Origin of the sequence: Micromonospora sp. R77, from assembly GCF_022747945.1 — a bacterium.
GTDB lineage: Bacteria > Actinomycetota > Actinomycetes > Mycobacteriales > Micromonosporaceae > Micromonospora.
In genome coordinates, this window is sequence record NZ_JALDST010000001.1 from 5,365,267 (window position 1) to 5,390,567 (window position 25,301).

A 25,301-nucleotide genomic window follows, 5' to 3' on the forward strand; every position below is an offset into this window, starting at 1 on the left:
GCACCGGCGCCCTCGGGGCCCGGATGGCCCGCTGGGTCGTCGCCAACGGCGCCACCCACGTGCTGCTGGCCAGCCGGCGCGGCCCGGACGCCCCGGGTGCCGCCAAGCTGCGCCAGGAACTCCAGTCGCAGGGCGCCGCCGTCACCGTCGCCGCCTGCGACACCACCGACCGGGCCCAGCTCGCCGCGCTGCTCGACGGCATCCCCGCCGCGCACCCGCTCACCGCCGTCGTGCACGCCGCCGGTGTGCTCGACGACGGCATCCTCGACTCGCTCACCCCCGAGCGGATCGGCGGGGTGCTCGCCCCGAAGGCCACCGCCGCGCTGCTCCTGGACGACCTCACCCGTCACCTCGACCTCGACGCGTTCGTGCTCTTCGCGTCCACCGCCGGCATCTGGGGCGGACCGGGCCAGGCCAACTACGCGGCGGCCAACGCGGTGCTCGACGCGCTCGCCGAACACCGCCGCGCCGCCGGCCACGCCGCCACCTCGATCGCCTGGGGACCGTGGGCCGACGCCGGCATGGCCGACAGCGCCGCCGTCGAGGACCGCCAGCGCAAGGGCGGCATCCACCCGCTGCCCCCCGAGTCGGCGGTCACCGTCCTGCACCAGGCCGTCGGCGACGGCGAGGCGACGCTGACCGTCGCCGGCGTCGACTGGCAGCGGTACGCCCCCGCGTTCACCGCGAGCCGGCGCAGCCCGCTGCTCGACGCCATCCCCGAGGCGCGGGCCGCCCTCGAATCCGCCGACGGCGACACCGGCGGCCACCCCGACGGCCTCACCGCGCGGCTCGCGCAGCTCACCGCCGCCGAGGGCGAGCGGGAACTGCTCGACCTGGTACGCCGGCACGTCGCCGGGGTGCTCGGCTTCGCCTCGCCGGCCGACGTGGAACCCACCCACGTCTTCTCCGCCATCGGCTTCGACTCGCTCACCGCGATCGAACTGCGCAACCGGCTCGGCCTGGCCACCGGGCTGCGCCTGCCGGCGACGATGATCTTCGACTACCCGACCCCGTACGCGCTGGTGCGGCACCTGCGCCGGGAACTCGTCGGCGACGCCGCACCCGCCCCGGTCGTGGCGACCGGGCGGGCCGAGGAGAGCGTCGACGACGACCCGATCGCCGTGGTCGGGATGAGCTGCCGGCTGCCCGGCGGGATCAGCAGCCCGGAGGAGTTCTGGCGGCTGCTGGCCGAGGGCGGCGACGCCATCACCGAGTTCCCCACCGACCGCAACTGGGACGTCGACGCCGTCTACGACCCGGACCCGGACCGGGCCGGCACCACGTACACCCGGCACGGCGGGTTCGTCACCGGGGTCAGCGAGTTCGACGCCACCCTTTTCGGCATCAACCCCCGCGAGGCGCTCTCCATGGACCCGCAGCAGCGGCTCCTGCTGGAAGCGGTCTGGGAGGCCGCCGAGCGCGCCGGCATCGACCCGCTGTCACTGGCCGGCAGCCGCACCGGGATGTTCGCCGGCGGCAACGGCTCCGACTACGGCGGCCTGCTCATCGCCAGCCCGCAGGGCGCCGACGGCTACTTCATGACCGGTAACGCGGCGAGCGTGCTCTCCGGCCGGGTGGCGTACGCGCTGGGCCTGGAGGGGCCGGCGGTCACCGTCGACACCGCCTGCTCGTCGTCGCTGGTCGCCCTGCACCTGGCGGCCCAGGCGCTACGCAACGACGAGTGCGACCTCGCGCTGGCCAGTGGCGTCACGCTGATCTCCACGCCCGCCCCGTTCGTCTCGTTCAGCCGGCAGCACGGCCTCGCCGTGGACGGCCGGTGCAAGGCGTTCTCCGACGACGCGGACGGCACCGGCTGGGCGGAGGGCGTCGGCGTGCTGGTGCTGGAGCGGCTCAGCGCCGCCCGCCGCAACGGCCACCGCGTCCTCGCCGTGGTCCGCGGCAGCGCCGTCAACCAGGACGGCGCCTCCAACGGCCTCACCGCCCCGAACGGCCCCTCCCAGCAGCGGGTGATCCGGGCGGCCCTGGCCGGCGCCGGCCTGTCGGCCGCCGACGTGGACGCGGTCGAGGCGCACGGCACCGGCACGTCCCTCGGTGACCCGATCGAGGCGCAGGCGCTGCTGGCCACCTACGGGCAGGACCGCCCCGCCGACCGGCCCGTGCTGCTCGGCTCGGTGAAGTCGAACCTCGGCCACACCCAGGCCGCGGCGGGCGTCGCCGGGGTGATCAAGATGATCCTGGCGCTGCGGCACCAGGTGCTGCCCCGCACCCTGCACGTCGGCACGCCCTCGTCGCACGTGGACTGGTCCGCCGGAGCGGTCGAACTGCTCACCGAGGAACGCGCCTGGCCGCGCGCCGGCCGGCCGCGCCGGGCCGGCGTGTCGTCCTTCGGCATCAGCGGCACCAACGCGCACGTCATCATCGAGGAGGCCCCCGAGGAGGCCCCTGGCCCGGAACCGGTGCGGCCGGAGCTTCCGGTGGTGCCCTGGCCGGTGTCGGCCCGTACGCCGGAGGGCGTGGCGGCGCAGGCCGCGCGGCTGCTGGCCGAGCCGGGGCGGGAGCCGCGGGACGTCGGCTTCTCCCTCGCCACCACCCGGTCGGCGCTGGAGCGTCGCGCCGTGGTGCTCGGCGCGGACCACGACGAGCTGCGCTCCGCCCTCACCGCCCTGGTGGCCGGTACGCCCGCCGCCGGTGTGGTCACCGGCGCCATCCGCAACGGCCTGACCGGTGTCGTCTTCTCCGGTCAGGGCGGCCAGCGGCTCGGCATGGGCCGCGACCTTGCGGCGGCGTTCCCGGTCTTCGACGCGGCGCTGTCCGAGGTGTGCGCGCAGTTCGACACCCTGCTGGACCGTCCGCTGCGTGAGGTGATCGATTCCGCCGCCGACGACCTGGGTCGGACCGGTTGGGCGCAGCCGGCCCTGTTCGCGGTCGAGGTGGCGCTGTTCCGGCTCCTCGAATCCTGGGGTGTCACCCCGGACTACCTGATCGGTCACTCGATCGGTGAACTCGCCGCCGCGCACGTCGCGGGTGTCCTCGACCTGGCGGACGCGTGCCGCCTGGTCGCTGCACGCGCGTCGCTCATGCAGGCGCTGCCGTCGGGTGGTGCGATGTGGGCGGTCCGCGCGACCGTGGACGAGGTGACCCCGCTGCTGGTCGACGGCGCGTCGATCGCGGCGGTCAACGCTCCGGGTCAGGTCGTCGTGTCCGGGACCCGGGAGGCCGTGGAGCAGGTCGCGGCGGGCCTGGCCGACCGGCAGGGCCGCTGGTTGACGGTGAGCCACGCGTTCCATTCCGCGTTGATGGACCCGATGCTGGCCGACTTCACCCGGGCCGCCGAGGCCATCGAGCTGCGGAAACCGCGGATCCCGATCGTCTCCACGCTGACCGGTGAGGTGGTGGACGAGTTCACCGCCGGCTACTGGGCGGACCAGGTGCGCGGCACCGTCGCCTTCGCCGACGCGGTCAGCCGGGCCGCCGAGCTGGGCGTGACCCGGTTCGTGGAACTCGGCCCCGACACGACCCTGGTCGCCGCGATCGAGGAGACCCGCGACGGGGTGCTGGCCGTACCGGCGCTGCACCGCAAGCAGACCGAACCCACCACCGCCGTGACCGCCCTCGCCCGGCTCTGGGCCGACGGCTGCCCCGTCGACTGGGCGGCGTTCTTCGCCCCCACCGGTGCGCGCGTCGTCGACCTGCCCACCTATGCCTTCCAGCGGAAGTCGTACTGGCCGCAGCCGATGACGCACCGGGCGGGGGACGTGACCGCCGCCGGCCTCACCGACGCCGGACACCCGCTGCTCGGTGCCGCCGTCGCCCTGGCCGGCGACGAGGGACACCTGTTCACCGGCCGGCTCAGCCTCCGCGACCACGCCTGGCTCGCCGACCACGACGTGCTGGGCACAATTCTCTTCCCCGGCACCGGGTTCCTGGAACTCGCCGTCCGGGCCGCCGACGAGGTCGGCTGCGACCGGGTCGAGGAACTCACCCTGGCCGCCCCCCTCCCGCTGCCCCGCACCGGCGGCATCCACCTCCAGCTCCAGGTCGGCCGCCCCGACGACACCGGTACGCGGACCATCCGCATCCACTCCCGCCCCGACGACGCCACCGCCGACACGCCGTGGACGCTGCACGCCACCGGCACCCTCGCCAGCGGCACCACCACCGAACCGATCGACCTGACCGCCTGGCCGCCGACCGGCGCGGAAGCCCTCGACGTCTCCACCTTCTACGACATGTACCGGGCCGGCGGCTTCACCTACGGCCCGTCGTTCCAGGGACTGCGCCAGGCGTGGCGGGTCGGCGGCGACGTCTACGTCGAGGTGGCCCTGCCACCCGAGCACGCCGCCGACGCCGCCGCGTACGGGCTGCACCCGCCGCTGCTCGACGCGGCCGTGCAGGCGCTCACCTTCGTCGCGCTCGACGGCACCGGGCAGAGCCGGCTGCCGTTCTCCTGGACCGACGTCACGCTGCACGCCGCCGGCGCCGCCAGCCTCCGGGTACGCCTGGCCCAGGCCGGACCGGACACGCTGACCATGGCCATCGCCGACGCCACCGGCCAGCCCGTCGCCACCATCGGCGCGCTGGCCATGCGCCCGGTCAACCCGGCGCAGCTCTCCGCGCCGCGCCCGACGTACCCGGACTCGCTGTTCCGCCTGGACTGGGTCGAGACGGCGACCGTCGGCGCGACCCCGACCGGCCGGTCCTGGGCGGTGCTCGGCGCCGACGACCTCGACCTGGCCGACGCGCTCGCGGCCCGCCCGGTCGCCGACCTCGCCGCGCTCGGCGACGAGGAAGTCCCGGACGTCGTCCTGGTCCCGTGCGTCGGCGACGCCACCGACGCCACCGACGCCGCCGGCATGGCGGCGGCGGCCCGCACCCTGAGCACCCGCGCCCTCGCGCTGGTCCAGAGCTGGCTCGCCGACGACCGGTACGCCCGGTCCCGGCTGGTCTTCGTCACCCGCGGCGCGGTCGCCGGCGACGACACGACCGGCCTGAGCGACCCGGCCGCCGCCACAGTGTGGGGCCTGGTCCGCTCCGCCCAGACCGAGGAACCCGGCCGGTTCCTCCTGGTGGACCTCGACGACGCGACGCACGCCGCCGCGCTGCTACCGGCGCTCGTCGACGCCGACGAACCGCAGGTCGTCGTCCGGGCCGGCGTGTCCGCGCGGCGCGCGGCTGGCCCGCCTCGCCGGCGACGGCGCGTTGCCCCGGCGGAGGCGGCCTGGCGGCTCGACACCACCGGCCGCGGCTCGCTGGGCAACCTCACCCTGGCCGCCGACCCGGAACTGCTCGCCCCGCTCGGCCCCGGCCTGGTCCGGGTCGCGGTGCGCGCCGCCGGCCTCAACTTCCGCGACGTGCTCAACGCCCTCGACATGTACCCGGGCGACCCCGGTCCGATGGGCGTCGAAGGCGCCGGCATCGTCACCGAGGTCGGCCCCGGCGTGACCCGGTTCGCCCCCGGCGACCGCGTCCTCGGCATGTTCGGCAAGGCGTTCGGGCCGGTCTCCGTCGCCGACGAGCGGATGATCGCCCAGCTGCCCGCCGACTGGTCGTTCACCCAGGCCGCGTCCGTGCCGATCGCCTTCCTCACCGCCTGGTACGGCCTGGTCGACCTGGCGAAGCTCGGCACCGGCGAGGCGGTGCTCATCCACGCCGCCGCCGGTGGCGTCGGGATGGCCGCCGTGCAGCTCGCCCGCCACCTCGGCGCCGAGGTGTACGCCACCGCCAGCGAGGGCAAGCACGACACCCTGCGCGCCCTCGGCATCCCCGACGACCACCTAGCCTCCTCCCGGAACCTCGACTTCGAGGAGCGGTTCCGGGCCACCGCCGGCCGGGTCGACGTCGTGCTCAACTCCCTCGCCGGCGAGTACGTCGACGCCTCGCTGCGCCTGCTCGGCGTCGGCGGCCGGTTCCTGGAGATGGGCAAGACCGACGTCCGCACCCCGGAGCAGCTGCGCGACCGGCACCCCGGCGTCGGCTACCACGCGTTCGACCTGATCGAGGCGGGCGCGGAACGCATCGGCGAGATGCTCACCGAGGTGCTGCGGCTGGTCGAGTCGGGGGCGCTGCGCCCGCTGCCGGTGGCGAGCTGGGACGTCCGCCGGGCACCCGAGGCGTACCGGCACGTCAGCCAGGCCAAGCACGTCGGCAAGGTGGTCCTCACCATGCCGGTGCCGCTCGACCCGGCCGGCACCGTGCTGGTCACCGGCGGCACCGGCGGCCTCGGCCGGTACGTGGCCCGGCACCTGGTCACCCGGCACGGCGTGCGGCACCTGCTGCTCACCAGCCGCCGGGGCGCCACCGCCGACGGCGCCGCCGAGCTGGTCGCCGAGCTGACCGGGCTGGGCGCGCAGGTCCGCGTCGAGGCGTGCGACGCGGCCGACCGGGACGCCCTGGCCCGTACCCTGGACACCGTCCCGGCCGACCACCCGCTCACCGCCGTGGTGCACGTCGCCGGGGTGGTCGACGACGGGGTCATCCCGGCGCTCACGCCCGCCCGTCTCGACACCACCCTGCGCCCCAAGATGGACGCCGCCCTCCACCTGTACGAGCTGACCCGCGACGCCGACCTGGCCGCCTTCGTCCTCTTCTCCGGGGCGGCCGGCACCTTCGGCGGCGCCGGGCAGGCGAACTACGCCGCCGCGAACGCCTTCGTCGACTCCTTCGCCCGCTGGGCCCGGCAGCGGGGCGTACCCGCGGTCGCCCTGGCCTGGGGGCCGTGGGTCGCCGACCGGGGCATGACCGGCCACCTCACCGAGACGGACTTCGCCCGGATGGCGCAGGCCGGCCTCCGGCCGCTCCGCGAGGAGCAGGGCATGGCCCTGTTCGACACGGCGCTCGCCGTCGACCACGCGGCCCTGCTGCCGATGCGGCTGGACCCGACCGTGCTCGGCGCCGGCACGGCCGCCGCTGCTGCGCGGCCTCACCGCCGGCCCGGCCTGCCGGACTGCCGCCGCCGCGCCGACCGGCGCGGCCCCGGCGGGCGGACTGGCCGCCCAGCTGCGCGGCCTGTCCCGCGTCGACGGCGTCGACCACCTGGTCGAGCTGGTCTGCGGGCAGGCGGCGGCGGTGCTCGGCCGCGCCGGCGCCGACGACATCGAGGCGGAGCAGGCGTTCAACGCGCTCGGCTTCGACTCGCTCACCGCGATCGAGCTGCGCAACCGGCTCACCGCGGCGACCGGCACCCGGCTGCCCGCCACGCTGGTGTTCGACTACCCGACCCCCGTCGCGCTGGCCGAGCACCTGTGGACCGCCCTCGCCCCCGAGGCGGGTGCCGCGCCCGACGCGGACCAGCCGACGGGGTCGGAGACCGCCGCGCTGCGCGAGGTGGAACGGCTGGAACGCGAACTGGACCGGCTCGCCGCCGGCGGCGCGGTCGACGCGGTGGTGAGCCGGCGCCTGCAGGCCCTGGCCGCCAGGTGGGCCGGGGTCGGCGTCCCGGTGGACCAGGACGACGACGGCGGAACCGACGACGACTTCTCCTCGGCCACGGCCGACGAGCTCTTCGACCTGATCGACAGCGAATTTGGTGGGGCGTCTTGAGCGAGAACCGGGATGTGCGCGGCGGCGGCGACGAGAAGCTGCTCGGCTACCTGAAGAAGGTCACCGGCGACCTGCGGCAGGCCCACCGGCGGCTGCGCGATCTCGAGGCGGCCAGCAGCGAACCCATCGCCGTCATCGGCATGAGCTGCCGGCTGCCCGGCGGGGTGGACACCCCGGAGGAGCTGTGGCGGCTGCTCGACGGTGAGGGCGACGCCATGGGCGGCTTCCCCGCCGACCGGGGCTGGGACCTGGAGCGGCTCTACAGCGCCGACCCCGGCCAGGCCGGCACCACGTACGCCAGCCGGGGCGGCTTCGTGCCCGGCGCGACGCAGTTCGACCCGGCGTTCTTCGGGATGAGCCCCCGCGAGGCCCTCGCGATGGACCCGCAGCAGCGGCTGCTGCTGCAGAGCGCCTGGGAGGCGTTCGAGAACGCCGGCGTCGACCCGCACTCGCTGCGCAACAGCAGCACCGGCGTCTTCGTCGGCGCCGCCTCCACCGGCTACGGCTCGCACCTCACCGCGCTGCCCGAGGGCGTCGAGGGCTACCTCCTCACCGGCAACTCGATGGCCGTCGCGTCCGGCCGCATCGCGTACACCCTGGGGTTGAAGGGTCCGGCCGTGACGGTCGACACGGCCTGCTCGTCGTCGCTGGTCGCGATGCACCTGGCCGTGCAGTCGCTGCGCTCCGGGGAGTGCTCGCTCGCCCTGGTCGGCGGCGTCACCGTGATGTCGACGCCCGGCATGTTCCTGGAGTTCAGCCGCCAGCAGGGCCTCGCCGTCGACGGCCGCTGCAAGGCGTTCTCCGACGACGCCGACGGCACCGGCTGGTCCGAGGGCGTCGGCCTGGTCGTCCTCGGCCGCCTCTCCGACGCCCGCCGTGCCGGGCACCGGATCCTCGCCGTGGTGCGCGGCACCGCCGTGAATCAGGACGGCGCGTCGAACGGCCTGACCGTCCCGAACGGCCCGTCGCAGCAGCAGGTCATCCGGACCGCGCTCGCCAACGCCGGCCTGTCGGCCGCCGAGGTCGACGCGGTCGAGGCCCACGGCACGGGTACGACCCTCGGCGACCCCATCGAGGCGCAGGCCCTGCTGGCCACGTACGGGCAGGACCGCCCCGCCGACCGGCCGCTCTGGCTGGGGTCGGTCAAGTCGAACCTCGGCCACACCCAGGCCGCCGCCGGGGTCGCCGGGGTGCTGAAGATGGTCCTCGCGCTGCGGCACGGGACGCTGCCCCGCACCCTGCACGTCGGCACCCCGTCGTCGCACGTCGACTGGTCGGCGGGTCAGGTGCGGCTGCTCACCGAGGCGCAGCCGTGGCCGCGCGGCGACCGGCCGCGCCGGGCCGGGGTGTCGTCGTTCGGGATCAGCGGCACCAACGCGCACGTCGTCCTGGAGGAGGCGCCGGCCGACGAGGAGACCACCGACCGGGCCCCGCTGCCCGTCGTACCGGTGCCGCTGTCGACCCGGCAGGAGGACACCCTGCCCGTACTGGCCGCGCGGCTGCGGTCCGCGCTGGCCGCCCGGCCCGACCTCGACCCGGGCGACATCGGCCGTACGCTCGCCACCGGCCGCGCCGCGTTCGACCACCGCGCGGTCGTCGTCGCCGGTGACCACGCCGCGACGCTCGCCGGCCTGGACCAGGTCGCCGCCGGTACGGATTCCGCCCTCGTGGTACGCGGCACCGCCGCCCGCAGCGGCCGGTCCCGGGACCGGCTGGCGTTCGTCTTCTCCGGCCAGGGCGGCCAGCGGCTCGGCATGGGCCGCGACCTGGCCGGGGTGTTCCCGGTGTTCGAGTCGGCCCTGTCCGAGGTGTGCGCGCAGTTCGACACCCTGCTGGACCGCCCGCTGCGACAGGTCATCGACACCGCCGCCGACGACCTGGGCCGGACCGGCTGGGCGCAGCCGGCCCTGTTCGCGGTCGAGGTGGCGCTGTTCCGGCTCCTGGAATCCTGGGGTGTCACCCCGGACTACCTGATCGGTCACTCGATCGGTGAACTCGCCGCCGCCCACGTCGCGGGCGTGCTGGACCTGGCGGACGCGTGCCGCCTGGTCGCGGCACGCGCGTCACTCATGCAGGCGCTGCCGTCGGGTGGTGCGATGTGGGCGGTCCGCGCGATCGTGGACGAGGTGACCCCGTTGCTGGTGGACGGTGCGTCGATCGCGGCGGTGAACGCGCCCGGTCAGGTGGTGGTGTCCGGGACGCGGGAGGCCGTGGAGCAGGTGGCGGCCGGTCTGGCCGAGCGGCAGGGCCGCTGGTTGACGGTGAGTCACGCGTTCCATTCCGCGTTGATGGATCCGATGCTGGCCGAGTTCAGCCGGGTGGCCGGCACGGTGGAGCTGCGGAAGCCGCGCATTCCGATCGTCTCCACGCTGACCGGCGCGGTGGTCGAGGAGTTCACCCCGACCTACTGGGCGGACCAGGTGCGGGGAACCGTCGCCTTCGGGACGGCCGTCGGCCGGGCCGCCGAACTCGGCGTCACCCGGTTCGTGGAACTCGGCCCCGACGCGAGCCTCGTCGGCGCGATCGAGGAGACCCGCACCGACGCGCTGGTGGTGCCGATGCTGCACCGCCGGCAGGCCGAACCGGCCACCGCCGTGACCGCCCTCGCCCGGCTCTGGGTCCACGGGTGCCCGGTCGACTGGGCCGCGTTCTTCGCCCCCACCGGGGCGGCCCTGGTCGACCTGCCGACCTACCCCTTCGCCCGGGACCGCTACTGGATGGAGAACCCCGAGGGCACCCGTACCCGCCCCGCCGTCGACCCGGTCGACGCCGAACTCTGGGACGCCCTGGAACGCGGCGACGTCGAACTCTTCGCCGCCGAGTTGGGGGTGGACGCCGAACTGCCGCTGCGGGACACCCTTCCGGCCCTCTCCGCGCGGCAGCGCGAACGCCGCGAGCGGGCCGCGATCCAGCGGCTCTGCCACCAGGAGTCCTGGACGCCTGTCGTGATCGGGGACCGGCCGGTCTCCGGGCACTGGCTGGTGGTGGAGTTCGCCGGTGACGAGTGGGCGCCGGTGCTGGCGGGTGAGTTGTCGGCCCGTGGGGTGACGGTGAGCCGGCTGCGGGTGGGTCCGGACGAACTGGACCGGGCGGTGCTGGCGGACCGGCTGGCCGGGTTCGCCGACGTCGACCGGGTGGTGTCGCTGCTCGGCCGGGCCGTGGACGGGTACCCGGGAGTGCCGCAGGGTCTCGCGGCGACGCTGGTCCTGGTGCAGGCGGCAGGCGACGCCGGCATCGACGGTCCGCTGTGGATGGTGACCTCGGGTGCGGTGTCGGTCGGTCCGGGCGAGGCGGTGACCGCGCCCCTCGCGGCGGGTGTGTGGGGTCTCGGCCGGGTGGTGGCCCTCGAAGAGCCGGGCCGCTGGGGCGGCCTGGTGGACGTGCCGGCAACCGCCGACCCGGTGGCGGCGCGGGCGGTCGTGGACGTGGTCGCGGCGGCGGGCCCGGGTGCGGCAGGCGGTACCGTCGGTGGTGAGGACCAGGTGGCGGTACGGGGGTCGGTGGTGTTCGGCCGTCGTCTGGTGTCCGCACCTCTCACCGGTGAGGGGTGGGTGCCGCGTGGCACGGTCCTGATCACGGGTGGCACGGGGGTGTTGGGTGCCCGGGTGGCGCGGTGGGTGGTGTCGCGGGGCGCCGAGGCTGTGGTGTTGGTGTCGCGTCGGGGATTGGCGGCACCGGGTGCGGTGGAGTTGCGGGACGAGCTGACCGCGGCGGGCGCGCGGGTGGAGGTGGTGGCCGCCGACGTCGCCGACGGGCGGGCCGTGGAGGAGCTGTCGGGTCGTGACGTGTCGGCGGTGGTGCATGTCGCGGGTGTGTTGGGTGACGGCGTGGTCGACGGGTTGTCGGTCGACGGGTTGGCGGGGGTGTGGGCCGGTAAGGCGGGTGCGGCGTGGGAGTTGGACCGGGCGTTCGGTGACCGGGACCTGGACGCCTTTGTGGTGTTCTCGTCGGCGGCGGGGGTGTGGGGTGGTGCCGGTCAGGGTGCGTACGCGGCGGCGAACGCGGCGTTGGACGGTCTGATCGCGGCGCGGCGGGCCCGGGGTCTGGTGGGTACGTCGGTGGCGTGGGGTCCGTGGGCGGACGGCGGCATGGCCGACGACGACCTCGTCCGGTCCCGACTCGACCGGGGCGGCATGACCCCACTCGACCCCGACACGGCCGTCACCCTGCTCGGCGCCGTGACCGGCTGCGTCACCGTCGCCGACGTCGACTGGGACCGCCTCGTACCCGCCGTCACCGCGGCCCGCCCCAGCCGGCTGTTCGACCGGATCGCCCCCCGACCGGCCGGCCCGGCCACGGCCACCACCACGCCCACCCCGGCCGGTGGTGCATTCGCCGGACTCTCCGGCACGGCACTGCGGGTGTCCCTCACCGACCTGGTGCGCGCCAGGGTTGCCACGGTCCTCGGCTTCGCCGATCCCACCGGGGTCGACGTGTCGGCGCCCTTCACGGACCTCGGCTTCGACTCCCTCACCGCCGTCGAACTCCGCAACGCCCTCTCGGTCGCCAGCGGACTGAAGCTCCCCTCGACCCTCGTCTACGACTACCCGTCGGTCACCGCACTCGCCGGACACCTGATGGACGAGCTCTCCGGCGGCGAGGACAGCCGGACCGCCGTCGAGGTGCCCGCCACCGTCGTCGACGGTGACCCGGTCGTGGTGGTGGGCATGGGGTGTCGATTCCCCGGCGGTGTGGAGTCTCCGGAGAGCCTGTGGGACCTGCTCTCCGGCGGCGTCGACGCGATGGGCCACTTCCCGGTCGACCGGGGCTGGCAGGTGGAGGACGGCTTCGCGGCGGTCGGTGGCTTCGTCGACGGGGCCGCGAACTTCGACGCGACCCTGTTCGGGATCTCGCCGCGTGAGGCGTTGAGCATGGATCCGCAGCAGCGGCTGCTGCTGGAAGTGGTGTGGGAGGCGCTGGAGCGCGCCGGGGTGGGTCCGCTGTCGCTGCGCGGTGCCCCGGTCGGTGTCTTCGCCGGCACCAACGGCCAGGACTACCCGGCGCTGCTCGCGTTGACCGGGGAGTCGACCGACGGGTACGGAGCGACGGGTTCGTCCGGCAGTGTGTTGTCGGGTCGGGTGTCGTATGCGCTCGGTCTGGAGGGGCCGGCGGTGACGGTGGACACGGCGTGTTCGTCGTCTCTCGTCGCGGTGCATCTGGCGGTGCAGTCCCTGCGGTCCGGGGAGTGCAGTCTCGCCCTGGCGGGTGGGGTGACGGTGATGTCCACCCCCGGTGCGTTCGTGGAGTTCGCCCGGCAGGGTGGTCTCGCTGGTGACGGCCGCTGTAAGGCGTTCTCGGATGACGCGGACGGCACCGGGTGGGGTGAGGGTGCCGGTGTGTTGGTGTTGGAGCGGTTGTCCGACGCCCGCCGCAATGGTCACCGGGTCCTCGCGGTGGTGCGGGGGAGTGCGGTGAATCAGGATGGTGCGTCGAACGGGTTGACCGCGCCGAACGGTCCATCGCAGCAGCGGGTGATCCGGCAGGCCCTCGCCAGCGCCGGCCTGAGCCCGGCGGACGTGGACGCGGTCGAGGCGCACGGCACGGGCACGTCGTTGGGTGACCCGATCGAGGCGCAGGCGTTGCTGGCCACGTACGGGCAGGGTCGTGAGGCGGACCGGCCGGTGTATCTGGGGTCGATCAAGTCGAACATCGGGCACACCCAGGCGGCGGCGGGGGTGGCCGGGGTGATGAAGATGATCCTGGCGCTGCGGCACCGGACGCTGCCCCCGACCCTGCATGTGGGCACGCTGTCGACACACGTCGACTGGAGCACCGGCAATGTGGAGGTGCTGACCGAGCAGCGGGAGTGGGAGGTCGAGCAGCGGCCACGTCGGGCGGCGGTGTCCGCGTTCGGTCTGAGCGGCACCAACGCCCACCTCATCCTGGAAGAAGCGCCCGCCGACGAGCCGTCGACGAGCACCACCGACGGCGTCGCCGTGCTGCCCGTGCTGCCCTGGCCCGTCTCGGCCAAGACCCGCGGTGCCGTGGCGGCGCAGGCCCGGCGACTCCTCACCGCCCTGGCCGACGACCCGGCCCCGGCCGACGTGGCGCTGTCGCTCGCCACCACCCGCTCCGGCCTGGAACACCGCGCCGTGGTGCTCGGCGCGGACGCCGACGAGCTCCGGGCCGGACTCACGCTGCTGGCCGGCGACGGTTCCCCGTCGACCGGCGTGGTGTCGGGTGCGGCCCGCGACGGCCTGACCGGTGTCGTCTTCTCCGGGCAGGGCAGCCAGCGACTCGGCATGGGCCGCGACCTGGCCGCCGCCTTCCCGGTCTTCGAGGCGGCCCTGGCCGAGGTGTGCGCCCAGCTCGACCCGCTGCTGGGCCGCCCACTGCGCGCCCTGATCGACGGCTCGGCGCACCAGCCGAACCGGTCGAGTGCCGCAGCGGAACAGACCGGATCCGGTGCGCCGGACGAGCGGCCCGATGCGACGGACGCGACGCAGGACCTGGCGCAGACCGGCTGGGCGCAACCGGCGCTCTTCGCCGTCGAGGTGGCGCTGTTCCGGCTCCTCGAATCGTGGGGTGTCACCCCTGACTACCTGATCGGTCACTCGATCGGTGAACTCGCCGCCGCGCACGTCGCGGGTGTCCTCGACCTGGCGGACGCGTGCCGCCTGGTGGCGGCGCGGGCGTCGTTGATGCAGGCGTTGCCGTCGGGTGGTGCGATGTGGGCGGTCCGCGCGACCGTGGACGAGGTGACCCCGCTGCTGGTCGAGGGCGCGTCCATCGCGGCGGTCAACGCCCCGGGTCAGGTCGTCGTGTCCGGGACCCGGGAGGCCGTGGAGCAGGTGGCGGCCGGTCTGGCCGAGCGGCAGGGCCGCTGGTTGACCGTCAGTCACGCGTTCCACTCGGCGTTGATGGACCCGATGCTCGCCGAGTTCACCCGGGTGGCCGGCACCGTGCCGATGCGCCGACCCCGCATCCCGATCGTCTCCACTCTCACCGGAGAGCCGATCACCGAGTTCACCGCGTCGTACTGGGCCGACCAGGTGCGCGGCACCGTCGCCTTCGCCGCAGCCGTCGACCGGGCGACCCGACTGGGCGTCACCCGGTTCGTGGAGGTCGGCCCCGACGCCAGCCTCGTCGGGGCGGTCGCCGACAGCGGCGACGGCGTGCTCGCCGTACCGATGCTGCGCCGGGACCGGCCGGAACCGGCCACTGCCGTCACCGCCCTCGCCCGGCTCTGGGCCGACGGCGGCACCGTCGACTGGGCCGCGCTCCTCGCCCCCACCGGCGCGCGCGTCGTCGACCTGCCCACGTACGCCTTCCAGCACCAGCGCTACTGGCCGAAGCCGAGGCCCGCCGCGTCGCCGACCACCGCCCCGACGGTCGACGCCGCCTTCTGGGAGGCGGTGGAACGCGAAGACGCCGACCTGCTCGCCGCTCGACTCGGCGTGGACGTGGAACTGCCGCTGCGCAAGACCCTGCCCGCGCTGTCGGCCTGGCAGAAGCAGCAACGGGAACAGTCCGAGCTGGCGCGGCTCCGCTACCGGGAGTCCTGGGTGCCCGTCGCCGTACCCGGTGACCGGCCGGTCCCCGGGCACTGGCTGGTGGTGGAGTTCGCCGGTGACGAGTGGGCGCCGGCCCTGGCCGACGAGGCGTCGTCCCGTGGGGTGACGGTGAGCCGGCTGCGGGTGGGTCCGGACGAGCTGGACCGGGCGGTGCTGGCGGACCGGCTGGCCGGGTTCGCCGACGTCGACCGGGTGGTGTCGGTGCTGGGCCGGGCGGTGGACGGGCACCCCGAGTTCCCCGGCATGCCGGTCGGGCTCGCGGCCACCCTGGTGCTGGTCCAGGCCCTGGGCGACGCCGGTGTCGAGGGTCGGCTCTGGACGGCGACGTCCGGCGCGGTGTCGGTGGGTACCGGAGACACCGTGGTGGAGCCGCTCACCGCGGGTGTGTGGGGTCTGGGCCGGGTGGTGGCGCTGGAGGAGCCGGGCCGCTGGGGCGGCCTGGTGGACGTGCCGGTGGCCGCCGACGCGGTGGCGGTGCGGGCGGTCGTGGACGTGGTCGCGGCGGCGGGCCCGGGTGCGGCAGGCGGTGCCGTCGGTGCTGAGGACCAGGTGGCGGTACGGGGGTCGGTGGTGTTCGGCCGTCGTCTGGTGTCCGCACCTCTCACCGGTGAGGGGTGGGTGCCGCGTGGCACGGTCCTGATCACGGGCGGCACGGGCGCGCTGGGTGCCCGGGTGGCGCGGTGGGCGGTGTCCCGGGGCGCCCAGGGTGTGGTGTTGGTGTCGCGTCGAGGGCTGGTGGCACCGGGGGCGGCCGAACTGCGGGACGAACTGACCGGCTCGGGTGCCACGGTGGAGGTCGTGGCCGCCGACGTGAGCGACCCCGCCGTGGCGGAGGAGCTGTTGACGCGGCCGGTGTCGGCGGTGGTGCACGTCGCGGGTGTGTTGGGTGACGGCGTGGTCGACGGGTTGTCCGTCGACGGGTTGGCGGGGGTGTGGGCCGGTAAGGCGGGTGCGGCCTGGCAACTGGACCGGGCGTGCGGTGACCGCGAGTTGGACGCGTTCGTCGTCTTCTCGTCGGCGGCCGGGGTGTGGGGTGGTGCCGGGCAGGGTGCGTACGCGGCGGCGAACGCGGCGTTGGACGGTCTGATCGCGGCGCGGCGGGCCCGGGGTCTGGTGGGTACGTCGGTGGCGTGGGGTCCGTGGGCGGACGGCGGCATGGCCGACGACCAGCTCGTCCTCTCCCGGGTCAGCCGGGGCGGCGTCACGCCGCTGGACCCCGACCGCGCGCTGCGGGCGCTGGAATCCGTCGGCGAGGGCTGCGTCACCGTGGCCGACGTCGACTGGGACCGCTTCGTGCCCGCCGCCACCGCGCTGCGCGCCAACCCGTTCTGGGACCTGGTCGCGCCCCACCCCACCGCCGCCACCCGGCCGGAGACCGGTCCCACCGACGACCTCCGGCAGCGGCTGGCCGCGATGCCCGCCGCGGCGCGCCGGACCACCCTGACCGAGGAGGTACGCGCCCACGTCGCCACGGTCCTCGGCTTCCCCGACCCCGCCGCGGTGGCGGTCGGCACCGCCTTCAAGGACCTCGGCTTCGACTCGCTGACCGCCGTGGAGCTGCGGAACGTCCTCGCCGCGCAGACCGGCCTGAAACTCCCCTCCACGCTGGTCTTCGACCACCCGACGACCACCGCGCTCGTCGACGTGCTGCTGCGCGACCTGGCCGGAGAAGACGACACCGAGCCCGACGCCGACACCGAACTGGACCGGCTGGAAGCCACCCTGCTGGCCCTGCCCACCCAGGAACTCAGCCGCCTGCGGGTGACCGCCCGCCTCCAGCAGCTCATGAAACGCCTGGAATCCGCTCCCGAGGCTCACACCGACGCCGACCTCTCGGCCAGGATCGAAGCCGCCACATCCGACGACATCTTTGCCCTTATCGACAACGAGATCGGGACGCGGTGAGCTGATGAGCGACGAGGCCAAGCTTCTCGGTTACCTGAAGAAGGTCACGCTCGAACTGCACGAGACGAAGCAGCGCCTCCGCGACGTCGAAGCGGCCGACGACGAACCGATCGCCGTCGTCGGCATGGGCTGCCGCTTCCCCGGTGGCGTGACGTCCCCCGAGGAACTGTGGCAGCTCCTCGACGGTGGCGTCGACGCCCTCGGCCCGTACCCGCCGGACCGGGGCTGGGAGGACGACGGCGGCGTCGGCGGATTCGTCGACCGGGTCGCCGACTTCGACGCCGGCCTGTTCGGCATCTCGCCCCGCGAGGCGACGGTGATGGACCCGCAGCAGCGGCTGCTGCTGGAAGTGGTGTGGGAGGCCCTGGAGCGCGCCGGCGTGGGTCCGCTGTCGCTGCGCGGCGCTCCCGTCGGTGTCTTCGCCGGCACCAACGGCCAGGACTACCCGGCGCTGCTCGCGCTCTCCGGGGAACCCACCGACGGGTACGCCTCCACCGGTTCCTCCGGCAGCGTCCTCTCCGGCCGGGTGTCGTACGCCCTCGGCCTGGAAGGCCCGGCCGTCACCGTCGACACGGCGTGTTCGTCGTCCCTCGTGGCGATGCATCTGGCGGTGCAGTCGCTGCGGTCGGGGGAGTGCAGTCTCGCCCTGGCGGGTGGGGTGACGGTGATGTCCACGCCGGGGGCGTTCGTGGAGTTCGCCCGGCAGGGTGGTCTCGCGTCGGACGGCCGGTGCAAGGCGTTCTCGGACGACGCGGACGGCACCGGGTGGGGTGAGGGTGCGGGTGCCCTCGTGTTGGAGCGGTTGTCGGACGCCCGCCGCAATGGTCACCGGGTTCTTGCCGTGGTGCGGGGCAGTGCGGTGAACCAGGACGGCGCGTCGAACGGGTTGACGGCGCCGAACGGTCCGTCGCAGCAGCGGGTGATCCGGCAGGCCCTGGCGAACGCGGGGGTGTCGGCGACGGAGGTCGACGCCGTCGAGGCGCACGGTACGGGCACGTCACTCGGCGACCCGATCGAGGCGCAGGCGCTGCTCGCCACCTACGGGCAGGGACGGCCCGTCGACCGGCCGGTGTATCTGGGGTCGATCAAGTCGAACATCGGGCACACCCAGGCGGCGGCGGGGGTGGCCGGGGTGATGAAGATGATCCTGGCGATGCGACACCGGACGCTGCCCCCGACCCTGCACGTCGGCACGCCCTCCAGCCACGTCGACTGGACCACCGGAAACGTCGAACTGCTCACCGACGGACGGCCCTGGCCCCACCACGACCGGCCCCGCCGCGCCGGCGTCTCGTCGTTCGGCATCAGCGGCACCAACGCCCACGTCATCGTCGAGGAGGCACCCGCCGAACCCGAACCGCCGGTGACCTTCGGCGTGGGACCGGCGCTGCCGGTCGTACCCTGGCCCCTCTCGGCGAAGACGCCGGCCGCCCTCGCCGCGCAGGCCGACCGCCTGCTCACCCACGCCGGCACCGACCCCGCACCCGACATCGCCCTCTCCCTGGCGACCACCCGCTCCGGCCTGGAACACCGGGCCGTGGTGCTCGGCGCGGACGCCGACGAGCTGCGCACGGGCCTCGCGGCGCTGGCGAGGGACGAGCCGGCACCGGCCGCCGTCACCGGAACCGTCCGCAACGGCCTCACCGGCTTCGTCTTCTCCGGCCAGGGCAGCCAGCGACTCGGCATGGGCCGCGACCTCGCCGCCGCGTTCCCCGTCTTCGACGCGGCCCTGTCCGAGGTGTGCGCGCAGCTGGACCCGCTGCTGGGCCGTCCGCTCCGCGAGGTCGTCGACGGCCCGACGCAGCGACGCGACCGACCGGATACCACCGGAGACCTGGACGAGCCCGGTTCGGCGGGCGCGGCCCCGGACCTGGCGCAGACCGGCTGGGCGCAACCGGCGCTCTTCGCGGTCGAGGTGGCGCTGTTCCGGCTCCTCGAATCCTGGGGTGTCACCCCGGACTACCTGATCGGTCACTCGATCGGTGAACTCGCCGCCGCGCACGTGGCGGGAGTGCTGGATCTGGCGGACGCGTGTCGCCTGGTGGCGGCGCGGGCGTCGTTGATGCAGGCGCTGCCGTCGGGTGGTGCGATGTGGGCGGTCCGCGCGACCATCGACGAGGTCACCCCGCTGCTGGTCGAGGGCGCGTCCATCGCCGCGGTCAACGCACCCGGCCAGGTGGTGGTCTCCGGCGAACGGGCAGCCGTCGAGCAGGTCGCCGCCGGCCTCGCCGACCGGCAGGGCCGTTGGCTGGAGGTCAGTCACGCGTTCCACTCGGCGCTGATGGACCCGATGCTCGCCGAGTTCACCCGGGTCGCGGCCACCGTGCGGATGCGGGCGCCGCAGCTCCCGATCATCTCCACCCTCACCGGGCAACCCGTCGAGGAGTTCACCCCGACCTACTGGGCCGACCAGGTACGCAACACTGTCGCCTTCGGGGCGGCAGTCGACAAGGCCGGCGAGCTGGGCGTGACCCGGTTCGTGGAGGTCGGCCCCGACGCGAGCCTGGTCGCCGCGATCGAGGAGACCCGAGACGGGGTGCTGGCCGTACCGGCGCTGCACCGCAAGCAGGCCGAACCCCGCACCGCCGTGACCGCCCTGGCCCGGCTCTGGGCCGACGGCTGCCCCGTCGACTGGACGGCGCTGCTCGCCGGCGCCCACCGCGTGGACCTGCCCACCTACGCCTTCCAGCGCCAGCGCTACTGGCCCCGCGCGCGGCTCACCGCCGGCCCGCAGACACTCGGCGCGACCCGTACCGGGCACCCGCTGCTGCACGCCATGATCACGCTCGCCGGCGGCGGCGACGTGCTGCTCCTGGGCGCACTGTCGGTGCAGGTGCAGCCGTGGCTCGCCGACCACCGGGTGGCCGACCGGATCGTCCTCCCCGGCACCGGCCACCTGGAACTCGTCCTCTCCGCCGGTGAGCGGGTCGGCTGCGACCGGGTCGAGGAGCTGACCATCACCAGCCCCCTGGTGATCCCCGCGACCGGGCTGGCACACCTGCAGATCCTCGTCGGTGCCCCGGACGGCACCGGCTGCCGGTCCGTGCAGGTGTCCTCCCGTCCCGACGGCGACCCGGACGCCGAGTGGACCCACCACGCCACCGGCCTGCTCGCCCCCGCCGAGCCCGTCGCCGCGTACGACCTGGCCGAGTGGCCGCCGCCCGCCGCGCAGCCGCTGGACGTGACCGGCCTGTACGACGCGCTGGCCGGGGCCGGCCTCGGCTACGGGCCGGTCTTCCGGGGACTCCAGCGGGCCTGGCACCGCGACGGCGACGTCTTCGTGGAGGTGGCGCTCCCCGACCACGCAGGCGGACCGGACGCGCTCTGCCTGCATCCCGCCGCGCTCGACTCGGTGCTGCACTCCCTGGCGATCGGCGCCACCGGCACCACCACGGACCCTGCCGTCGCCGGACCGGACGGGCCGGGAACCGCGGAGCCGGGCCGGCTGCCGTTCTCGTGGAGCGGGGTGACCCTGCACGCCGTGGGCGCCACCGCCCTGCGCGCCCGACTGCGCCCCACCGGGCCGGAGACCGTGACCGTGCAGGCCGCCGACGTGTCCGGCCGACCGGTGGTCGAGGTGGCGTCGCTGACCCTGCGGCCGATGGCCACCGAGGCGAACCCGGCGGACCCCGGCACCCCGCGCGACGCCCTGTACCACCTGGACTGGACGCCCGTCCCCACCCCGGACACCGCACCGACCGACCCGGCCCATCTCGACACCGAGGCCGACACCGACGGCCCCGACCGGAGCGGCGACGCGCTGCCCGGCCGGCGGTACGCCGACCTCGCCGCCCTGCAGGCGGCGGTCGACGCCGGTGCCCCCGTACCCGAGGTGGTGCTGACCCGGGCGGCGCCGCCCGGCCCGGATCTCACCCGGACCACCCACGACGCGGTCCTGCGGGCGGTGGAGCTGATCCGGCAATGGCTGGCCGACGAACGGTTCGCCGCCAGCCGGCTGGTCTTCGTCTCCACCGGCGCGGTCGCCGCCGTCGACGGCGACGCGGTGACCGACCTGCCCGGCGCGGCCGTCTGGGGCCTCGTCCGGTCGGCGCAGTCCGAGCACCCCGGCCGGTTCCAGCTCGTCGACGGCCCGGCCGCCGAGGCCCTCGCCGCCGACGAACCGCAGGTCGCGGTCCGCGACGGCCGGCTGCTCGGCTGCCGCCTCGCCGCCACCACCGTCCCCGCCGCCGCCACGCCCGCGTGGGACCCCGCCGGCGCGGTGCTGGTGACCGGCGCGACCGGCGAACTCGGCCGGGTCATCTGCCGGCACCTGGTCACCACCCACGGGGTACGCCACCTGCTGCTGCTCAGCCGGCGCGGCCCGGCGGCACCCGGCGCGGCCGACCTCGTCGCGGAGCTGACCGCGCTCGGCGCGCAGCCGGTGGTCGTCGCCTGCGACGTGGCCGACCAGGCGGCGCTCGCCGCCGTGCTGGACGCGCTGCCCGCCGACCGGCCGCTGACCGGGGTGGTGCACGCCGCCGGGGTGCTCGCCGACGCCACCGTCACCTCGCTCCGCCCCGACCAGGTACGCCAGGTGCTGCGCGCCAAGGTGGACGCTGCGGTCAACCTGCACGAGCTGACCCGCACCGCCCCGCTGACCGCGTTCGTGCTCTTCTCCTCCGTCTCGGCCGCGTTCGGTGCCCCCGGCCAGGGCAACTACGCCGCCGCCAACGCGTTCCTGGACGCCTTCGCCGCGCACCGCCGGCACGCCGGGCTGCCCGCGCTGTCGCTCGGCTGGAGCCTGTGGGCGCAGGCCAGCGGGATGACCGGGCACCTCGACGAGGCCGACCTGCGGCGGATGGCCCGCGGCGGGGTCGTCCCGCTCTCCACCGCCGACGGCGTCGCCCTGTTCGACCTGGCCGCCCGGGCCGGCCGGGCGGCGGTGCTGCCCATGCGGCTGGACCTGGCCACCCTGCGGGACACCGCCGACCACCTGCCGCCGGTGTTCCGGACCCTGGTCCGCCCGTCCCGGCGCCGCGCCGCCGAGGCCGGCTCCGTGGCGGCGGCCTCCCTCGTCTACCGGCTCGCCGCGCTGGACCCGGAGGACCGCCGGTCCGCGCTGCGCGACCTGGTCCGCGAGCAGGCCGCCACCGTGCTCGGCCACGACACCGCACAGGACGTGCCGGTCGACCGGCCCTTCCGCGACCTGGGCATCGACTCGCTCACCGCGGTCGAGCTGCGCAACCGGCTCAACGCGGCGACCGGGCTGCGGCTGCCCGCCACCCTGGTCTTCGACCACCCCACCGGCGCCGCCGTCGCCGAGCACCTGCTGGAGCGCCTGCTCGGCGCCGAGCCGCCCCGGCCCGCCGCCCGCCGGACCACCCGTCGCACGGACGACCCGGTCGTCATCGTCGGCATGGCCTGCCGCTTTCCCGGCGGCGTACGCAACCCCGACGACCTGTGGCAGCTGGTGGTCTCCGGCGCCGACGGGGTCACCCCGTTCCCCACCGACCGGGGCTGGGACCTGGACCGGCTCTACGACGCCGACCCGGACGCCGGCGGGGCGAGCTATGTCCGGCACGGCGGTTTCCTGCACGACGCCGCCGACTTCGACGCCGCCTTCTTCGGCATCTCGCCCCGCGAGGCGCTGGTGATGGACCCCCAGCAGCGGCTGCTGCTGGAGACCTCGTGGGAGGCCGTCGAGTCCGCCGGCATCGTCCCGGCCACCCTGCGCGGCCGGCGCACCGGCGTCTTCGCCGGGGTGATGTACCACGACTACCTGGCCCGGCTGCACTCCGTGCCGAAGGGCGCGGAGGGCTTCCTCGGCACCGGGTCGGCCGGCAGCGTCGCCACCGGCCGGGTCGCGTACCTGCTCGGGCTGGAGGGGCCGGCGGTCACCGTGGACACCGCCTGCTCCTCCTCGCTGGTGGCGCTGCACCTCGCCGCCCAGGCGCTGCGCGACGACGAGTGCGACCTGGCGCTGGCCGGTGGCGTGACGGTGATGGCGACCCCCGGCACGTTCGTCGACTTCAGCCGGCAGCGCGGTCTCGCCCCCGACGGCCGGTGCAAGTCGTACGCCTCCGCCGCCGACGGCACCGGCTGGGCCGAGGGCGTCGGCATGCTGCTGGTGGAACGCCTCAGTGACGCCCGCCGCAACGGCCACCCGGTGCTGGCCGTGGTGCGGGGGAGCGCGGTCAACCAGGACGGCGCCTCCAACGGGCTCACCGCCCCGAACGGCCCCGCCCAGCAGCGGGTGATCCGGCAGGCCCTGGACCGGGCCGGGCTGCGCACCGCCGAGGTGGACGCCGTGGAGGGCCACGGCACCGGCACGGTGCTGGGCGACCCGATCGAGGCGCAGGCGCTGCTCGCCACGTACGGCCAGGACCGGCCGGCGGACCAGCCGCTCTGGCTGGGGTCGGTCAAGTCGAACATCGGGCACGCCCAGGCGGCGGCCGGCGTCGGCGGGATCATCAAGATGGTCCAGGCGATGCGGCACGGCGTACTGCCCCCCACGCTGCACGTCGACACTCCCACCGACCAGGTCGACTGGTCGGCCGGGCAAGTGCGGCTGCTCACCGAGGCGGTGCCCTGGCAGCCGGCCGGACGACCCCGCCGGGCCGGCGTCTCCTCGTTCGGCATCAGCGGCACCAACGCCCACGTCATCCTGGAGGAACCCGCGCCCGCTCCCACCGCGCCGACCGCGTCGGCCGGCCGGCTCCCGCTGGTCCCGCTGCTGGTCTCCGGCCGGACCGAGGACGCGGTACGGGCGCAGGCGGATGTCCTCCGCGCCCACCTGGACCGCCACCGCGACCTCGACCCGCGGGACGTCGGCTTCTCGCTGGCCACCGCGCGGACCGTCTTCGACCAGCGGGCCGTGGTGCTCGGCGCCGACCGGGAGGAGCTGCTCGCCGGCCTGGCCGCGGTCGCCGCCGACGAACCCGCCCCGCGGACCGGCCGGGGCCGTGCCGGCGTACGCCCGCTGGCCTACCTGTTCACCGGGCAGGGCAGCCAGCGCCCCGGTATGGGCCGCGAACTGTACGCCGCCGCCCCGGTCTTCGCCGAGGCGTTCGACGCGGTCTGCGCCCACCTGGACGCCGACCTCGACCGGCCGCTGCGCGACGTGCTGTGGGCCGACACCGAGCCGGCCGACGGCGACCGCCCGCTGGACCGTACCGGCCACGCCCAACCGGCGCTCTTCGCGCTCCAGGTGGCGCTGTTCCGGCTGTTGGAGTCGTACGGGCTGCGCCCCGACCACCTGGTCGGCCACTCGGTCGGCGAACTCGCCGCCGCGCACGTCGCCGGGGTGCTCAGCCTCGCCGACGCGTGCCGGCTGGTGGCCGCCCGGGGTCGGCTGATGCAGGCCCTGCCGTCCGGCGGCGCGATGGTGGCGGTCCGGGCGACCGAGGCGGAGGTGCTGCCCCTGCTGGTCGACGGGGTGAGCGTCGCGGCGGTCAACGGCCCCGACGCGGTCGTGCTCTCCGGTGAGGAGGCCCCCGTCCTCGCGGTGGCCGCGCACTTCGCCGACCGGCCCGGCAAGCGGCTGCGGGTCAGCCACGCCTTCCACTCGGCGCGGATGGAGCCGATGCTGGCCGAGTTCCGGGCCGTCGCCGAGTCCGTCACCTACCACCCACCGCGGATCCCGCTGGTGTCCACGGTGGAGGTCGACGCGCGGGTCGACCAGCCGGCCTACTGGGTGCGGCAGGTCCGCGAGGCGGTCCGCTTCCACGACGCGGTCACCCACCTGCACACCGCCGGCGTCACCCGCTTCGTCGAGCTCGGCCCGGACCCGGTGCTGGCCACCGCCGTGCAGGACGCGCTGCGCGACCGGGAACCGGAGCTGACCACGGCAGCCCTGCTGCGCCGGGGCCGACCCGAGCTGGCCACCCTCGGCACCGCGCTGGGCGGCCTGCTCGCCGACGGCGACCCGGACCGGTCGGCGTGCTGGGCCGGCACCGGCGCCCGCCGCGTCGACCTGCCCACGTACCCCTTCCAGCGGCAGCGGTTCTGGGCGGACGCGGGCGCGGCCCCGCCGACCTGGCCGCGGCCGGTCTCACCGACGCCGGTCATCCGCTGCTCGGCGCGTGCGTGGCGCTGCCCGACGGCGGGTCCGTCTGCACCGGGCGGCTCGCGGCGACCAGCCCCTCCTGGCTGGCCGACCACCGGGTGGCCGGGACCCCGGTGGTGCCGGGCACCGCGCTGCTGGAGCTGGCGCTGCATGCCGGGGACCACGCCGGCGGCGGCCGGGTGGACGAACTCGTCCTCGCCGCGCCGCTGCCGCTCGACGCCGCGGGGGACCGGCAGGTCCAGGTGGTCACCGACGCGGGTGACGACGCGGGTGGCCATCGGGTACGGATCTTCTCCCGTGCCGTGGACGCCGCCGCCGACGAGCCGTGGACGCTGCACGCCACCGGCACCCTGAGCAGCACGGACGCGCCGGACGTC

At 75.4% G+C, this 25,301-nt stretch carries 3 protein-coding genes and 2 pseudogenes; all 5 read left to right on the forward strand.

Annotated features, from left to right (window positions below):
- Window positions 1–23: 23 nt before the first annotated feature.
- Window positions 24–6,059 (forward strand): annotated as a pseudogene (locus tag MRQ36_RS34615) (beta-ketoacyl synthase N-terminal-like domain-containing protein); the annotation flags it as partial.
- 147 nt (window positions 6,060–6,206) lie between these two features.
- Window positions 6,207–6,620, forward strand: a pseudogene (locus MRQ36_RS34620) (KR domain-containing protein); the annotation flags it as partial.
- A gap of 406 nt (window positions 6,621–7,026) precedes the next feature.
- On the forward strand, window positions 7,027–7,500 hold the full coding sequence (locus MRQ36_RS34625) for a phosphopantetheine-binding protein (protein WP_374251191.1): 474 nt from the start codon (window positions 7,027–7,029) through the stop codon (window positions 7,498–7,500).
- A complete protein-coding gene (locus MRQ36_RS34630) occupies window positions 7,482–16,919 on the forward strand; it encodes a type I polyketide synthase (RefSeq protein WP_374251192.1) in 9,438 nt (3,145 codons plus the stop codon). The genes MRQ36_RS34625 and MRQ36_RS34630 overlap by 19 nt, the downstream gene beginning before the upstream one ends.
- 4 nt (window positions 16,920–16,923) lie before the next feature.
- Entirely contained in the window at window positions 16,924–25,278 is an 8,355-nt protein-coding gene (locus MRQ36_RS24990; protein WP_374250707.1) for a type I polyketide synthase, read from the forward strand.
- Window positions 25,279–25,301: the final 23 nt, after the last annotated feature.

What these genes read in the sequence shown, in the direction of transcription:
- MRQ36_RS24990 (WP_374250707.1), top strand. Translation starts at nt 16,924, where the DNA reads ATGAGCGACGAGGCCAAGCTTCTCGGTTACCTGAAGAAGGTCACGCTC.